Below are 15,832 nucleotides of genomic sequence, written 5' to 3' on the forward strand. Positions count from 1 at the left end.
CCGGGGCAGCGGCGCGGGGCGGCGCTAACGGACGGGCGTCCCGAGATGGGTCTCCGCAGTGGCCTGGATCGGTAGCTCCACACCGGCGGCCTGCCCGTCGAGGCGCTGCGGGCCGTGAACCGGCCCTCGCAGGGCCGCGGCGAGCCGCTCGGCGGTCGGCTCCTCGTCGCACATGAAGGACGGTGAGCCGTTGCCGGCATGCATCGCGGCCAGCAGCTCGGCCTCGGTGTCCACCAGCACGACGCTGTCCACCGGGCCGAACGGCTCCGCCTGGTGCAGCGGCGACGTCGCCGGCGCCTTCAGGATCGCGATCGGCGCGAAGTACGCCGCCGTGTCCTGGTCCGGCACGAACCGACCCTCGTCGAGGGAGCCGCGGTGCAACAGCACCGCGCCCTGACCGAGCGCATCATCGACTATGTCGTGCAGTTCCTGCACCCTGCCATCGTTGACCATCGGCCCGAAATCCAGCTCGGGCAACGGATCGGCCGGATCCGCGACAGCCAGCGGATGGCCGAAGCGCAGGTCTCGCACCGCGGGCAGGTACGCGGCGAGAAAGTCGTCGAACAGGGAACGCTGCACCACGAACCGCTGCCTGTCTTGCCCGAGCGACGCTCGAACGCGAGGGGTCAGCTTAGGCCAGTCGCTGAATCCCCAGACACCCCAGCAACTCACGCCATGTTGGTCCAAATAGGACGTCCGGCCGAGCATAGGTGAGGTCGACAGCTCCGCCTCGCCGCCGCTCACCAATGTCACCGGTACCCCGTGCCGGGCGGCGAGCGACGTGGCCAGTGTCAGGCAGTTCACTCCCCCCTCGGCCGGCGCGTTCGCGATCGCCGCGTTGCCCGTCAGCGCCTGCACGAGCATCGCGTGCATCAGCACGCCCATCGGATGCCGCCAGCTCGCGAGATTGCCGACCGGTCCCCGCAGTGGGTCACACGGCTCGAGCATGTGCTCGGCGTACCAACGGACTCCCTCGACGCAGCCGTCCACATCGGACCGCGCCGCCTGCCACGTCCTGCCGGTCTCCCACACCAGCAGCAATGCCAGCAGCTCACCATGCTCGGCGAAGTCGTCGAGCGCGGCGAGCACCCGGGCCTTTCGCTCGGGCAGGGACGCGAACGACCAGGTGCGATGTTCGTTCAGGCTCGCCCGCACCGCACGCTTCACGTCGATCGGCGCCAGCGGCGCCGGCCCCGTGAGCACGGTGCCGTCGATCGGTGACCTCAGCTCGCCCGGTGTGCCTTCCAGGCGCCGGCGACCGCCCCAGAAGTTGAGCAGCCTGCCCTCGCCGAACGCATCCGGCGCCACGGACCAGCATCGGCTGTAAACGCTTTCCCACTCGGTTCCCGGCTTGACGAAAAGGCTCATACCGCCTCCTTCAGCACCTGCTCGTTCAGCAGTCCGGCCAGTGCGTTGACCACGCGCAGGGTCGGCACCGGCGCACCCGTCAGATCGGCCAGCTCCACCACGGCGGCCAGAATGGCGTCGAGCTCGAGCGGCTTGCCCTTTTCCAGGTCCTGCAACGTGGACGTCTTGTGCTCGCCGGTCCGCTCGGCGCCCGCCAGGCGCCGGTCGATGGACACGTCGGGATGCACGCCGAGCCGGGCGGCGACGTCCAGCGTCTCCCGCATCATCCGCACGACCACCGACCGCGTGCCGGGGTGCTTGCAGATGCCCAGCATGGTCGCGCGGGTGAGTGCGCTGATCGGGTTGAACGCGATGTTGCCCATCAGCTTGATCCAGATGTCGCGGCGCAGGTCCGGCTCCACAGGGCACTTGAGCCCGCCGGCGACCATCGCGTCCGCGAACTCGCGGCAGCGCGCGGAGATCGAGCCGTCCGGCTCGCCGATCGAGAGCCGGGTGCCTTCGAGATGACGGATCTCGCCGGGAGCCGAGATCTCCGTCGCCGCGTAGACGACGCAACCGATCGCCCGGTGCATCGGCAGCACGGCGGTGACCGCGCCGTCCGGGTCCACCGTTTCGACGCGGCGGCCCTGGTAGGGGCCGGACAGCCCGTGGAAGTACCACCACGGGATGCCGTTCTGCGCGGCGATGACGGAGGTCCGCTCGTGCAGCAGCGGCTCGATCAACGGCCCGCAGGTGGCGTAGGAGTTGGCCTTCAGGCCGAGGAACACGTGGTCGACCGGGCCGACCTCGGCCGGGTCGTCGGTCGCGTGCGGGTGGGCGGTGAAATCGCCCCGGTCACTCAGGACCCGCACGCCGGATTCGCGGATGGCCTTCAGATGAGGACCGCGGGCGATGAGATGCACTTCAGCACCCGCCCGGTGGAGGCTTGCGCCGACATACGCGCCGATGGCGCCGGCACCGAGAACAGCGACTTTCACGGTGTCTCCTCAATGTTGCGTCACCATTGTATGCAGTATACGGTATGAGCTGTTCTGGTCAATGGCTTCGAAGCTCTGGACAAGCGCGGCGATCGAGGGTCACCATGACTCCATATCGTATGCAGTATTCGGTAGCCACAAAGTTGTGAGGAGATGGCGCATGTCAGGCGAACCCGGGTTGATCTCCGGCGGGCATCTCGTGGCGAAAGCACTGAAGGCGGAGGGCGTCGAGGTCGTCTTCACCCTGTGCGGCGGCCACATCATCGACATCTACGACGGCTGCGTGGACGAGGGCATCGATGTGATCGACGTCCGCCACGAGCAGGTGGCGGCCCACGCCGCCGACGGTTACGCGCGCGTCACCGGCAAACCCGGCTGCGCCGTCGTCACGGCGGGCCCCGGCACCACCGACGCGGTGACCGGCGTCGCGAACGCGCTGCGCGCGGAGAGTCCCATGCTGCTCATCGGCGGCCAGGGCGCGCTCAGCCAGCACAAGATGGGGTCGCTGCAGGACCTGCCGCACGTCGACATGATGTCGCCGATCACCAAGTTCGCCGCGACCGTGCCGTCCACGGAACGCGCCGCGGACCTGGTCTCGATGGCGTTCCGCGAGTGCTACCACGGCGCACCGGGGCCGTCGTTCCTGGAGATCCCGCGCGACGTGCTGGACGCGAAGGTGCCGATCGAGAAGGCCCGCGTGCCGAAGGCAGGCGGCTACCGCGCCTCCACCCGCACCGCGGGCGACCCGGAGGCGATCGAGCGGCTGGCGGACCTCGTCGTGCACGCGGAGAAGCCGTGCGTCCTGCTGGGCAGCCAGGTGTGGACCTGCCGCGCGACCGACGCGGCGATCGAGTTCGTGCGCGAGCTGAACGTGCCGGCCTTCATGAACGGCTCCGGACGCGGGACGCTGGCCCCCGGCGACCCGCACCACCTGCAGCTGGCCCGCCGCTACGCGTTCCAGAACGCCGACCTGATCATCATCGTCGGCACGCCGTTCGACTTCCGGATGGGCTACGGCAAGCGGCTCTCCCCCGACGCGACGGTCGTGCAGATCGACCTCGACTACCGCACGGTGGGCAAGAACCGCGACGTCGACCTCGGCATCGTCGGTGACGCGGGGCTCGTGCTCTCGTCGGTCACCCAGGCCGCGTCCGGTCGCATCGACAACGGTGCCACCGGTCGCAAGGAGTGGCTGGAGGAGCTGCGCACGGTGGAGACGCAGGCGTACGAGAAGCGCCTGCCGCGTCAGCATTCCGACGCCAACCCGATCGACCCGTACCGGCTGGTCCACGAGATCAACGAGTTCCTCACCCCGGACTCGATCTACGTCGGCGACGGCGGCGACATCGTCACCTTCTCCGGCCAGGTGGTGCAGCCGAAGGCGCCGGGGCACTGGATGGACCCGGGTCCGCTGGGCACCCTCGGCGTCGGCGTGCCGTTCGTGCTCGCCGCGAAGTACGCCCGGCCCGACCAGGAGGTGGTGGCGCTGTTCGGCGACGGCGCGTTCAGCCTCACCGGCTGGGACTTCGAGACGCTGGTGCGGTTCAACCTGCCGTTCGTCGGCATCGTCGGCAACAACTCGTCGATGAACCAGATCCGCTACGGCCAGATCCAGAAGTACGGCGACGACCGCGGCCGGGTCGGCAACACGCTCGGCGACGTGCCCTACAGCGAGTTCGCCAAGATGCTCGGCGGCTACGGCGAAGAGGTGCGCGACCCCGCCGACATCCAGCCCGCGTTGCAACGCGCCCGCGAGTCGGGGAAGCCGTCACTGATCAACGTGTGGGTGGACCCGGACGTGTACGCGCCGGGGACCATGAACCAGACCATGTACAAGTAAGGGGAAACGTCATGGGAAAGGCACTCGAGGGCGTGCGCGTCCTGGACATGACGCATGTCCAATCAGGACCGTCCTGCACCCAGATCCTGGCCTGGCTCGGCGCCGACGTGGTGAAGCTGGAGGCGCCCGGCGGGGACATCACGCGCAAGCAGCTGCGGGATCTGCCCGATGTGGACAGTCTCTACTTCACGATGCTCAACTGCAACAAGCGCAGCATCACGCTCAACATGAAGAGCGAGGAGGGCAAGCGGATCTTCACCGACCTGCTGCCCCGCTTCGACATCCTCGCGGAGAACTTCGGGCCCGGTGCGATCGACCGGATGGGCTTCACCTGGGACCGGCTGCAGGAGATCAACCCGCGGCTGATCTTCGCCTCCATCAAGGGTTTCGGCGACGGCCCGTACACGCATTTCAAGGCGTACGAGGTGGTCGCGCAGGCGATGGGCGGGTCGATGAGCACGACCGGCTTCGCGGACGGGCCGCCGCTGGCGACCGGGGCGCAGATCGGCGACTCGGGCACCGGGATCCACACGGTGGCGGGCATCCTCGCCGCGTTGTACCAGCGGGAGCACACCGGCCGCGGGCAGCGGGTCACCGTCGCGATGCAGCACGCCGTGCTGAACCTGGCCCGCGTCAAGCTGCGTGACCAGCAGCGGCTGACCCACGGGCCGCTCAAGGAGTACCCGAACAAGGAGTTCGGCGACACCGTGCCGCGGTCGGGCAACGCCTCGGGCGGCGGCCAGCCGGGCTGGGCGGTCAAATGCGCGCCGGGCGGCCCGAACGACTACATCTACGTCATCGTCCAGCCCGTCGGCTGGGAGCCGATCACGAAGCTGATCGGCCGTCCCGAGCTGGCCGAGGACCCCGAGTGGTCGACGCCGGAGGCACGGCTGAACAAGCTCGACAAGATGTTCCAGCTGATCGAGGACTGGAGCATCGACCACGGCAAGTGGGAGGTGCTGGCGAAGCTCAACGCGCAGAACATCCCCTGCGGGCCGATCCTGTCCACCAAGGAGATCATCGAGGACGAGTCGCTGGCGGCCAACGACATGGTCGTGAAGGTCGAGCACCCGGAGCGCGGTCAGTTCAGCACGGTCGGCTGCCCGATCAAGCTGTCCGACTCTCCGGTCGACGTCGAGCGGTCCCCGTTGCTGGGCGAGCACAACGAAGAGGTCTACGCGCGCGAGCTCGGCCTTGGCGAGCAGCTCGCGGGACTCAAGGCCAAGGGAGTCATCTGATGGACCAGAGCATCGTGCGCGAGATCCTGGACAAGGTCCGCGCCGAGGGCCGGGACTCGCTCACCGCACCGGAGGGCAAGCAGATCTGCGACGCCTACGGCATTCCCACCCCGCGCGAGGGCCTCGCCACGACCGCGGACGAGGCCGCCGCGCTCGCCGGGGAGATCGGCGGCCCGGTCGCGTGCAAGATCGTCTCGCCGGACATCCTGCACAAGACCGAGGCCGGTGGCGTGCTCGTGGGCGTGCAGGGCGCGGACGCGGTCCGCGAGGCGTTCGACAAGATCATCGCGAATGCCAAGGCGCACAACGCCTCCGCGAGCATCACCGGCATCCAGGTACAGCAGATGCTCAGTGGTGGCCAGGAGGTCATCGTCGGCGCGACCACCGAACCGACGTTCGGCAAGGTCGTCGCGTTCGGTCTCGGCGGCGTGCTCGTCGAGGTGCTCAAGGACGTGACGTTCCGCCTGGCGCCGCTCGACCGCGCCGCGGCGAGGTCGATGATCGACGGGATCAAGGCGGCGGAGGTGCTGCGCGGGGTCCGGGGCGCGGAGGGGGTGGACCGCGACGCGCTCGCCGACGTCATCCAGAAGGTGTCCACTTTGGTCACCGACTTCCCGGAGATCCGCGAGTTCGACCTGAACCCGGTGTTCGCCACCGCGGACGGGGCCTGCGCGGCGGACGTGCGGATCCTGGTCGAGACGGGTGAGGTGAGCGAGCCGGTCCGGCCGTCGCGCGAAGAGATCCTGCGGGTGATGAACCGGCTGATGAACCCGCGGTCGGTCGCGGTCATCGGGGCGTCCGACGCCGAGGGCAAGATCGGCAACTCGGTGATGAAGAACCTCATCAACGGCGGCTACGCGGGCGAGATCTACCCGATCAACCCGAAGGCCGACGAGATAATGGGGCGCAAGGCGTACGCCGCAATCGGGGACATCCCGGGCGAGGTGGACGTCGCGGTGTTCGCGATCCCGGCGAAGTTCGTGGCGGCCGCGCTCACCGAATGCGGCGAGAAGGGCGTCCCGGCGGCGGTGCTCATCCCGTCCGGGTTCGCCGAGACCGGCAACCAGGAGCTGCAGGACGAGATCGTCGAGATCGGCAAGCGGTACGGCGTGCGGATGCTGGGGCCAAACATCTACGGCTACTACTACACGCCGCGGAACCTGTGCGCCACGTTCTGCACCCCGTACGACGTGCGGGGCGGGGTCGCGCTGACTTCGCAGAGCGGCGGGATCGGCATGGCGATCCTCGGGTTCAGCCGGACCACGAAGATGGGCGTGTCGGCCATCGTCGGCCTCGGTAACAAGTCCGATGTGGACGAGGACGACCTGCTGACGTTCTTCGAGGAGGACGCCAACACCCAGTGCGTCGCGATGCACCTGGAGGATCTCAAGGACGGGCGCGCGTTCGTCTCCGCGGCGCAGCGGATCACGAAGAAGAAGCCCGTCGTGGTGCTCAAGGCCGGTCGCACGGACATGGGCGCGCGGGCCGCGGGCTCCCATACCGGCGCGCTCGCCGGTGACGACAAGGTGTACGACGACATCCTGCGCCAAGCGGGCGTGGTGCGGGCACCGGGCCTGAACGAGATGCTCGAGTACGCGCGGTCGCTGCCACTGATGCCGACGCCCAAGGGCGAGAACATCGTGATCATCACCGGCGCCGGTGGCTCGGGTGTGCTGCTCTCGGATGCCTGTGTCGACAACGGACTGTCCCTGATGGACATCCCGCCGGACCTCGACGAGGCGTTCCGGCGGTTCATCCCGCCATTCGGCGCCGCGGGCAACCCGATCGACATCACCGGTGGCGAGCCGCCGTCCACCTACGAGGCCACGATCCGGCTGGGGTTGGAGGACCCGCGGATCCACGCGCTCATCCTGGGTTACTGGCACACGATCGTCACCCCGCCGATGGTCTTCGCCGAGCTGACCGCACGGGTGGTCGAGGAGTACCGGGCGAAGGGCATCGACAAGCCGGTGGTGGCTTCACTGGCCGGTGACACCGAGGTCGAGAAGGCGTGCGAGTACCTGTTCGACCACAAGGTGATCGCCTACCCGTACACGACGGAACGCCCGGTTGCCGTGCTGGGCGCGAAGTACCGGTGGGCGCGGGCGGCGGGCCTGTTGTAGGAACACGAGCACTGCAGTCCGGCCGGTGACGAAAGAAATCGTCACCGGCCGGACAGTTCTGTCAGGAGCTGTTTGACGGGCTGGGTTCGAGCCCTGCCGTCCGAGGGTCAGGCGCGCGGGGTGCGGCGGCGCCGGGTGTGCAGGGCGACGGGCTCCTCGGCCGGCTTGTTCTGCCGCTCTTCGAGGTAGGACTGGCGGGTGCGGCCGGTGTGCTCGCGCATGATCTGGGCGGCCTTGTCGGCGTCCCCGCGCTCGATGGCGTCGATCAGCCTCGCGTGTTCCTGCCAGGACTTCTTGCCGCGCTGACGGGCGATGGGCGTGTAGTACCAGCGGACGCGGCGGTCCACCTGCATGACGAAGTCGAGCAGCACCTGGTTGCCCGACAGCTCCGTCACCGCGCGGTGCAGCTCGGCGTTCGCGGCGACCATGCCGTCGATGTCGTCGGAGGCCAGGGCCGCTTCGCCGGCCGCGCAGATCTGGCGCAGGCGCCCGACGCTCGCGTCGTCGGCGTGCTCGGCGGCGAGGCGGGCGGACTCGCTCTCCAGGATGGACCGGACCGCCAGCAGCTGGTCCACCTCGGTGTCGGCCGGGGCGTGCACGAAGGCGCCGTAGCCAGGGCGCAGGTCCACCCAGCCCTCGGAGTTCAGCAGCTGCAGCGCTTCCCGGATCGGCTGGCGGGAGACGCCGAGCATCTCGGCCAGCTCGCTTTCCACGAGGTGCTGGCCGGGAGCCAGCTGGCGGGAGATGATCAGCTCCTGCATCGCCTGGTACACGCGTTCGCGCAACGGCACGGGTCGATCGATCCGGCGCGCCGCCATGTCCTGCGGCAACTCACTCGGCGGCATGCGAACTCCCAGCATTTGGTCGACTGACTACAGCATACAATGGACCGTTCTCCTCTATCGCGTGAGCTGGAGCACTACGGCACGAAACCGTCTTTTCGAGGCGGCGCAACGGAGGGCGCTCTTGAGGAGGTGGGTTCCCGTTCCGGGCGCGGCCGAACGTCGGCGATCGTGTGCGGCCATGGGCGGGTGGCGCGGAATGGAGCCGGAGCGCCGCGGACCGCCACGGGGCGGAGCGACCCAAGCCCCGGTGGACGCCGCCGAGTCGACCCGGCCCGAGCCGCCGATGGGCGCCACGGGCCGGCCCCTTCCATGCCGCCCAATGAGCGCCGGAGCTGAGTCTCCGAGGTACCGGTGACCGCCCCCGAGCCGAAGCAGTCCATCCGGCCCAAAGCGCCGACAAGCGCCACCGAACCAACCCTCCGGAGCCAGCCGCAGACCGCCACCGAGCCCCCGCCACCGGCACCACACAAGCCGTCCACCTGCACAAACCCCTTCCACTCATACTGCATACAGTCTACAATATCCGTATGGACCTCTACGAGTTTCAGGCGAAGGATCTCTTCGCCGCCCATGGTGTGCCGGTTTTGCCCGGTGCCGTTGCGAGTACCCCGGAAGAAGCGCAGGCTGCTGCCGAGAGGATCGGTGGTCAGGTTGTGGTGAAGGCTCAGGTGAAGACTGGGGGTCGGGGTAAGGCTGGTGGTGTGAAGCTGGCCAAGGATCCGGTCGAGGCGAGGGAGAAGGCGGATGCCATCCTCGGGTTGGACATCAAGGGCCATATCACGCGCCGTGTGTTGGTGACCGAGGCGTCCGATATTGCGGAGGAGTATTACTTTTCCTTCCTGCTGGACCGCACGAACCGCACCTTCCTGGCGATGGCCTCGGCCGAGGGGGGTATGGAGATCGAGCAGTTGGCTGTGGAGCGGCCGGACGCGCTCGCGAAGGTCCCGGTCGACCCGATCGCGGGGGTGGATAAGGCGAAGGCGTTGGAGATCCTGACCGAGGGCCGCTTCCCCGGGGTGATCAAGGAGCGGGCCGCGGACGCGGTGGTGAAGCTGTGGGAGACCTTCGTCGCCGAGGACGCCACTCTGGTGGAGGTCAACCCGCTGGTCCGCGATCCGCAGGACAGGATCGTCGCCCTGGATGGCAAGGTCACCCTGGATGAGAACGCTTCCTTCCGCCACCCGGGGCACGAGGAGTTGGTGGACAAGCAGGCCGAGGACCCGTTGGAGGCCAAGGCCAAGGCGAAGGACCTCAACTATGTCAAGCTCGACGGTGAGGTCGGCATCATCGGTAACGGTGCCGGGCTGGTGATGTCCACTCTGGATGTGGTCGCCTACGCCGGGGAGCGCCATGGTGGGGTGAAGCCGGCGAACTTCCTCGACATCGGTGGCGGTGCGTCGGCGGAGGTGATGGCCGCGGGGCTGGACGTCATCCTCAACGACCCGGCCGTGAAGAGCGTGTTCGTGAACGTGTTCGGCGGTATCACCGCTTGTGACGCGGTCGCGACCGGCATTGTGGAGGCGTTGAAGATCCTGGGTGACGAGGCCACCAAACCGTTGGTCGTCCGGCTCGATGGCAACAACGTCGACGAAGGCCGCCGGATCCTCAACGACGCCAACCACCCGCTGGTCACCCAGGTGGACACCATGGACAACGCGGCGGACAAGGCTGCCGAGCTCGCGGCGGCAGGAGCGTAAGACAATGTCGATTTTCCTTGACTCCCACAGCAAGATCATCGTGCAGGGCATCACCGGGTCCGAGGGCACCAAACACGCGACCAAGATGCTGCAGGCCGGGGCGAACATCGTCGGCGGGGTGAACGCCCGCAAGGCCGGGCAGACCGTCACCATCGCCGGTAAGGACCTCACCGTGTTCGGCACGGTCGAGGAAGCCATCAAGGAGACCGGCGCCGACGTGTCGGTCATTTTCGTGCCGCCGAAGTTCGCCAAGGACGCCGTGATCGAGGCCATCGACGCCGAGATCCCGCTGGCCGTGGTGATCACCGAGGGCATCCCGGTGCACGACTCCGCCTACTTCTGGGCGCACGCCGTGGCGAAGGGCAACACCACCCGCATCATCGGCCCGAACTGCCCCGGCGTCATCTCCCCCGGCAAGTCCAACGCCGGCATCATCCCAGCCGACATCACCGGCCCCGGCAAGATCGGCCTGGTGTCCAAGTCCGGCACCCTGACCTACCAGATGATGTACGAACTACGTGACATCGGGTTCTCCACCGCGGTCGGGATCGGCGGGGACCCGGTCATCGGCACCACCCACATCGACGCCCTCGAAGCCTTCCAGAACGACCCCGACACCGAGGTCATCGTCATGATCGGCGAGATCGGCGGCGACGCCGAAGAACGCGCCGCCACCTACATCAACCAGAACGTGACCAAACCCGTCGTCGGATACGTCGCGGGCTTCACCGCCCCCGAAGGCAAAACCATGGGCCACGCCGGCGCCATCGTCTCCGGCTCCGCCGGCACCGCCCAAGCCAAAAAAGAAGCCCTCGAAGCCGCAGGCGTCAAAGTCGGCAAAACACCCTCCGAAACCGCCGACCTCGCCCGCAAGGCCATTCAGGTGTAGAGGTCGCGCAGCAACGCCGCTTCGGCGGTGTGGTGGATGAACTCATCCACGATGTGCAGAGCGAAGGACCGCCGGGTCGCGTGACCGTAGCGCCCGGCGGTCTTTCCTATGGGCGAGGCCAGCGACTCCTCGGTCACCGACGAGAGATGGCCGCGCCAAGTCGCGTACGCCTCCTCCACCGATGCGAGAGCCGTTGTGGCGTCGACGACTTCGCGCACCGGGTTCGGCGACGGGGCGAGGCCGAGCCACCGGGCGTTGCGCTCCTCGCGGAGAGTGTCGGCGATATGCGTCAGCCGCCACCGCAACGTGACCCGGTCGTCCGCGCCGGGCTGCCAACGCCATTCTTCGTCGGTCAACCCGTCCATCCGCGTCCGGAAACGCTGCCAGCAGTAGTCGAACAGCTCGAGGATGTCGTCGCGCGAGGACTTCACATCCGCCAGAGTGCCAGAACCGGCCGCCCGGGCTGGCGCAACGAGGCCAGCAGCGCGGCGGCGGCGATGCCCAGCACCGCGGTCACCACGAAGCCGGTGGCACCGACGTACGCGGCGAGCAGCACGCCGATCAGTCCGCCCGCGGCCTTCGCCCCGTAGAAGAGCCCGAAGTTCGGCAGTCCGAGCCGCTCACCGAAATGTCCTTCGACGACACCCGGCAGCAGCGCGTAACACGCCCCGCACGCAGCGCCGGCGAGACAGGCACCGAAGACCACGAGCGAGCCCACCACCAGCAACTGCGCCAGTCCGCCGGCCGCCAGCGCTCCACAAAGGACGGTTTGGCGGCCGAACCGCGCGCCCGCCCAGCCGGCCCCCGCCCGGGCGACCCCGCTCGCGCCCGCGAACAACGCCGCCGCCAGGATCCCCTTGAACGCCGCCAGATAGGCGATGTCGAACAAGGAGATCGCCGCGGCACAGGAAACCGCGAAGTACAGCTGACGCGAAGCCGGGCAGCGCACGACCTCCGCGATGGAGTACTGCCGGATCGGCGGACGGTTGCGGCGCAGGCTCGGGTTGACCGTCTTGTCCAGCGCCCACCGCTGCGGGTCGACGTGCTGGGGCCACCAGTCCTCCGGCGGGTTGCGCAGCACGAGTGCGCTCGCCCCGGCCAGCACCACCACGACGATGGCCGCGGCCCCGAAGCCGAGCAGCAGGAACGGAAGCGCGCCGTAGGCGAAGGCACCTGTCACCAAGGCGACTCGCGACGACCGCTCGGGATACCAGCGGGTCACGACTCGTACGCAGGTGCCGTAGACGAGTCCGGCGCCGAGACCGCCGAGTACCGCGTGGCTGACGAGCACCACCACGAAATCGCCGGACCCGGCCAGCGCGACGAACCCGGACGCGCACAGCACGGCGCCCACCAGCAGCGTGGCGGCCGGGGTGAACCGCGCCCGCGCCGCCGGATAGACGCTCGCGCTCTGGCAGACCGTCCACAGCGCGAGGACCCAGCATCCCTGCTGCCAGGTCCAGCCCCGGTCCGCCACGATCGCGGGCAGCAGTGCGCCGTACCCGTACTGCCCGGCACCGGCCGCGAGCATCGCGGCCCAGGTCGCGCCGAGCATCCAGGCCCGAGGCCTGCCGAGCAGGGCCCGGTCGCTCTCGCCGATCCGGTAGCGCCTGCCGTAGAAGTCGCGAATCACTCCGGCTTTCTGCATACAGTATGTAGTATGCCCTTCGGGTCACTTCTCGGTCGCGGCCAGGACTCGAAAGGGTGTACCGACCGACTACTTGGTCGGTACGCTCGGTCGATGACCGAGGTCGACAAAGCGATAGCGACACTCCCCCTCCCCGCGAAGGTCCGCCTGCTGACGGGCGCGGCGCTGTTCAGCCTCCATCCCGAACCCGAGATCGGCCTGGCCGCGCTGGTGCTGTCCGACGGGCCCACCGGCGTCCGCGGCACCGAGTTCACCGGCGGCCGGATCGCCTGCCTGCTGCCGAACGCCACCCTGCTCGCGCAGCACTGGGACCCCGCGACCGCGGCGGAGGTCGGCGCCCTGCTGGCCGACGAGGCCGCGGCGCAGGGCGTGCACGTGGTGCTCGGCCCGACGATCAACCTCCACCGCAGCCCGCTCGGTGGCCGGCTGTTCGAGGCGTTCAGCGAGGACCCGCTGCTGACCGGCGCGCTCGCCGTCGCGTACGTCAAAGGCCTGCAGGACAAGGGCGTCGCGGCGACGCCGAAGCATTTCCTGGCGAACGAGTCCGAGACCGAACGAACGAGTGTCAGCTCCGTGGTCGACGAGCGCACGCTGCGCGAGGTGTACCTGCTGCCGTTCGAGATGGCGGTGCACGACGCGGGTCCGTGGGCGGTCATGGCCTCCTACAACCGGATCAACGGCGTCACCGCGACCGAGCACGAGCAGCTGATCGAGGGCCTGCTCAAGGGCGAATGGGCCTACGACGGCCTGGTGATGTCCGACTGGTTCGCCACCACCTCCACCGCCGCCAGCGCGAACGGCGGGCTGGACCTCGTCATGCCGGGGCCGGACGGGCCGTGGGGCGGCGAGCTGGTGGCGGCGGTCGAGGCCGGCGAGGTCTCCGAGTCCACTGTGGACGAGCACCTGCGCAGGCTGCTCCGGCTGGCCGACCGGGTCGGCGCCTTCGGCCCGCCCCAGGTTCCGGACGGCTTGCCCGCGCCCGACAGCCCGCAGCGGCGCGAGCAGCTGCGGCGGATGGCGGCCAGGGGCATGACGGTGCTGGTCAACCGCGACTCGACGCTTCCCCTTGCCGGCCAGGGAAAGGTGGTCGTCATCGGCCGCCACGCGATCGAGACCATCGGGCAGGGCGGGGGTTCCGCTCGAGTCCGGCCCCCGCACATCGTCGGTATCGGTGATGCGCTGCGCGAGGCGCTGGGCGCGACGGTCGTCGACGGCGTCGAAGTGCGGGCCGAGCCACTGCCCGCGGCGCCCGGAGTGCTGCGCGACCCGGTGACCGGCGGCTTCGGCATGCGGGTGACAGCGCGGGACGGGTCCGGCGTGGTGCTCGAATCCCGGCTCATCGACACGTCCGAGGTCAGCGCGGGCGACGGCGGCTGGCTCGACGGCGCCGCGACCATCGAACTGGCCGCCGAGATCGTGTCGCCGCACCCCATGGAGATCGGGCTGCGCGGCACCGGTGAGTGGACCTTCGAGGCCGGAGACCGGCAGGAGACGGTCCGGCTCGAGGAGCCGAAGGCGCTCGGCGGCAGCGTGCTGCATCCGCCGAGCTGGACGATCGATGGCCGACTGGAGCCTGGCGCGCGGGTGCGCGCGGTGACGGCGGCCCAACCCGGAATGCGCACGCTCGGCCTGATCGCGCGGCTCTCACCGAGGCCCGACACCGACGGGATCAGCGAAGCGACCGAAGCCGCGCGTGGCGCGGACCTCGCCGTGGTCGTCGTCGGGCTGACGCAGGAGCAGGAGACGGAAGGCGCGGACAAGAGCACGCTCGCGTTGCCGGGCGCGCAGGACGCGCTCGTCAGCGCCGTCGCCGCCGCGGCGAGGCGGACGGTCGTCGTGGTGAACGCGGCGACACCGGTACTCATGCCGTGGCTCGACGAGGTCGGCGCGGTGCTGTGGGCGGGCCTGCCCGGTCAGGAGGCCGGGGACGCCGTCGCCGCGGCGCTCACCGGCGAGATCGAACCGGCCGGGCGGCTCGTCACGACGTTTCCCGAACGGGATGGAGAAGGTCCGGCCTGGTCGACCACACCGGTCGAGGGCGAGCTCGCCTACACCGAAGGCACGGCGGTCGGCTACCGCGGCTGGACGACCGAGCCGTTGTTCTGGTTCGGGCACGGCCTCGGCTATACGGACTGGAGTTACGGCGACGCCCGGCGTGTCGAGGACGACGGCGTGGTGCGATCGGTCCGCGTGGAGGTCACCAACGTCGGCGCCCGTACCGGGCGTGAGGTCGTGCAGGTCTACCTTCGACCGGAAGGCGAGCCGGTGCGGCTCATCGGCTGGGCCGGGGTGGATCTCGACCCGGGCGCGCGAGCCGAGGTCGAGGTTTCCTGCGACCCGCGGGTGCAACGCGTGTGGGACAACGGTTCCTGGCGGCCGCTGACCGGTGCGGTGCTGATCGCCCGCGGGCTCGGCGACGTCCGCGTCACGGCCTGAGAGGAGCGCGATCATGGCGAGATCCCGGGGTGAGCTGTCCGGTGAGGCGTCCCGCGCGAAGGCCGTGCAGGCGGCGGTCGAGTTGTTCGCGACGTCCGGCTACCAGGGGACTTCGATCGCGCGGGTGGCGGAGAAGACCGGGCTGTCGCAGTCCGGTCTGCTCCACCACTTCCCCAGCAAGACCGCGCTGCTCTCGGCGGTGCTGGCCGAGCGGGACGCCGAGGACAGCAAGTTCGTTGCCGGCCAAGGTGAACCGGTCGGGTGGAGCGCCTTCGACGCGCTGACCGCGCTCGTCGCCCGCAACGCCGCTCGACCGCAGCTGGTGGGCCTGTTCGTGCGGGTGACCGCGGAGGGCACCGAGCCGGGACATCCCGCGCACGAGTGGGTCCGGGAGCACTACGCGGGCATCGAGCGCTTCCTGACCGAGGCCGTGCGCGCCGGTCAGGAGAGCGGCGAGATCCGCGCCGACGCACCGGTCGGCACCCTCGTCCACACGACGATCGCGGTGCTCGACGGTCTGCAGCAGCAGTGGCTGCTGGACCCGGAGCGGATCTCGATGACCGACGAGTTCCGCGCGTACGTGGACCTGCTGCGAGCGCGGTGGGGTTAGAGCCGCGGGCCGCCGGTCCAGCGCGTGCTGGATCAGGTGGGGGGCGGTGGCTGATCTCCCGGGACTCGAACAGCCGCTCCAGCTCGGCGCCCACCGCGAGCAGCTCGCGGCGCGGGCACCGGTCGGGCGGGTTTTGCCACGCCGTGCCACGGCCCGGTCGG

General features: G+C 69.4%; 12 protein-coding genes. 7 read left to right on the forward strand and 5 right to left on the reverse strand.

Translation table 11 applies throughout. The annotated features are described in order from the left end of the window. Positions 1–24 precede the first annotated feature (24 nt). Positions 25–1,368 (reverse strand): aldehyde dehydrogenase family protein, encoded by a 1,344-nt coding sequence (locus tag LWP59_RS30010; protein WP_144643766.1) that lies wholly within the window; start codon positions 1,366–1,368, stop codon positions 25–27. Next, positions 1,365–2,345, reverse strand: a complete 981-nt coding sequence (locus LWP59_RS30015; RefSeq protein ID WP_144643767.1) for a 2-dehydropantoate 2-reductase — start codon at positions 2,343–2,345, stop codon at positions 1,365–1,367. The genes LWP59_RS30010 and LWP59_RS30015 overlap by 4 nt, the downstream gene beginning before the upstream one ends. A gap of 160 nt (positions 2,346–2,505) precedes the next feature. On the opposite strand from LWP59_RS30015, the gene LWP59_RS30020 reads away from it, so the two are divergent. Genes LWP59_RS30020 through LWP59_RS30030 form a run of 3 tightly spaced genes read left to right on the forward strand, consistent with a single transcriptional unit; the run spans position 2,506 to position 7,546 of the window. Continuing rightward, on the forward strand, positions 2,506–4,185 hold the full coding sequence (locus LWP59_RS30020; protein WP_144643768.1) for a thiamine pyrophosphate-binding protein: 1,680 nt from the start codon (positions 2,506–2,508) through the stop codon (positions 4,183–4,185). 11 nt (positions 4,186–4,196) lie between these two features. Then, entirely contained in the window at positions 4,197–5,423 is a 1,227-nt protein-coding gene (gene frc / locus LWP59_RS30025; RefSeq protein WP_144643769.1) for a formyl-CoA transferase, read from the forward strand. Then, positions 5,423–7,546 carry an acetate--CoA ligase family protein gene (locus tag LWP59_RS30030; RefSeq protein WP_186383534.1) on the forward strand — a complete coding sequence of 708 codons (2,124 nt, stop codon included), beginning with the start codon at positions 5,423–5,425 and terminating at the stop codon, positions 7,544–7,546. Before frc ends, LWP59_RS30030 begins: the two co-directional genes overlap by 1 nt. 107 nt (positions 7,547–7,653) lie before the next feature. Here LWP59_RS30030 and LWP59_RS30035 read toward each other — a convergent pair whose 3' ends face one another. Next, positions 7,654–8,391: a GntR family transcriptional regulator gene (locus LWP59_RS30035; protein ID WP_144643770.1), complete on the reverse strand. Its 738-nt coding sequence runs from the start codon at positions 8,389–8,391 to the stop codon at positions 7,654–7,656. Between the two features lie 527 nt (positions 8,392–8,918). Between LWP59_RS30035 and sucC the strand changes: the two genes are divergently transcribed. Both sucC and sucD read left to right on the forward strand, forming a co-directional pair. Further along, positions 8,919–10,088: an ADP-forming succinate--CoA ligase subunit beta gene (gene sucC, locus LWP59_RS30040; RefSeq protein WP_233921945.1), complete on the forward strand. Its 1,170-nt coding sequence runs from the start codon at positions 8,919–8,921 to the stop codon at positions 10,086–10,088. Positions 10,089–10,092: 4 nt separating this feature from the next. Then, entirely contained in the window at positions 10,093–10,977 is an 885-nt protein-coding gene (gene sucD, locus LWP59_RS30045) for a succinate--CoA ligase subunit alpha (RefSeq protein ID WP_233921946.1), read from the forward strand. Here sucD and LWP59_RS30050 read toward each other — a convergent pair. Continuing rightward, positions 10,968–11,408: a DinB family protein gene (locus tag LWP59_RS30050; RefSeq protein WP_191334962.1), complete on the reverse strand. Its 441-nt coding sequence runs from the start codon at positions 11,406–11,408 to the stop codon at positions 10,968–10,970. The genes sucD and LWP59_RS30050 overlap by 10 nt on opposite strands. Then, positions 11,405–12,625: an MFS transporter gene (locus LWP59_RS30055; protein WP_191334961.1), complete on the reverse strand. Its 1,221-nt coding sequence runs from the start codon at positions 12,623–12,625 to the stop codon at positions 11,405–11,407. The genes LWP59_RS30050 and LWP59_RS30055 overlap by 4 nt, the downstream gene beginning before the upstream one ends. Positions 12,626–12,718: 93 nt before the next feature. Here LWP59_RS30055 and LWP59_RS30060 point away from each other — a divergent pair, with 93 nt between their 5' ends. Then, complete coding sequence (locus LWP59_RS30060; protein WP_144640485.1) at positions 12,719–15,061, forward strand: glycoside hydrolase family 3 protein; 2,343 nt, start codon at positions 12,719–12,721, stop codon at positions 15,059–15,061. A gap of 13 nt (positions 15,062–15,074) precedes the next feature. Continuing rightward, a complete protein-coding gene (locus tag LWP59_RS30065) occupies positions 15,075–15,671 on the forward strand; it encodes a TetR/AcrR family transcriptional regulator (RefSeq protein ID WP_144640486.1) in 597 nt (198 codons plus the stop codon). Positions 15,672–15,832 lie beyond the last annotated feature (161 nt).

It is taken from the genome of Amycolatopsis acidiphila, assembly GCF_021391495.1.
GTDB lineage: Bacteria > Actinomycetota > Actinomycetes > Mycobacteriales > Pseudonocardiaceae > Amycolatopsis_E > Amycolatopsis_E acidiphila.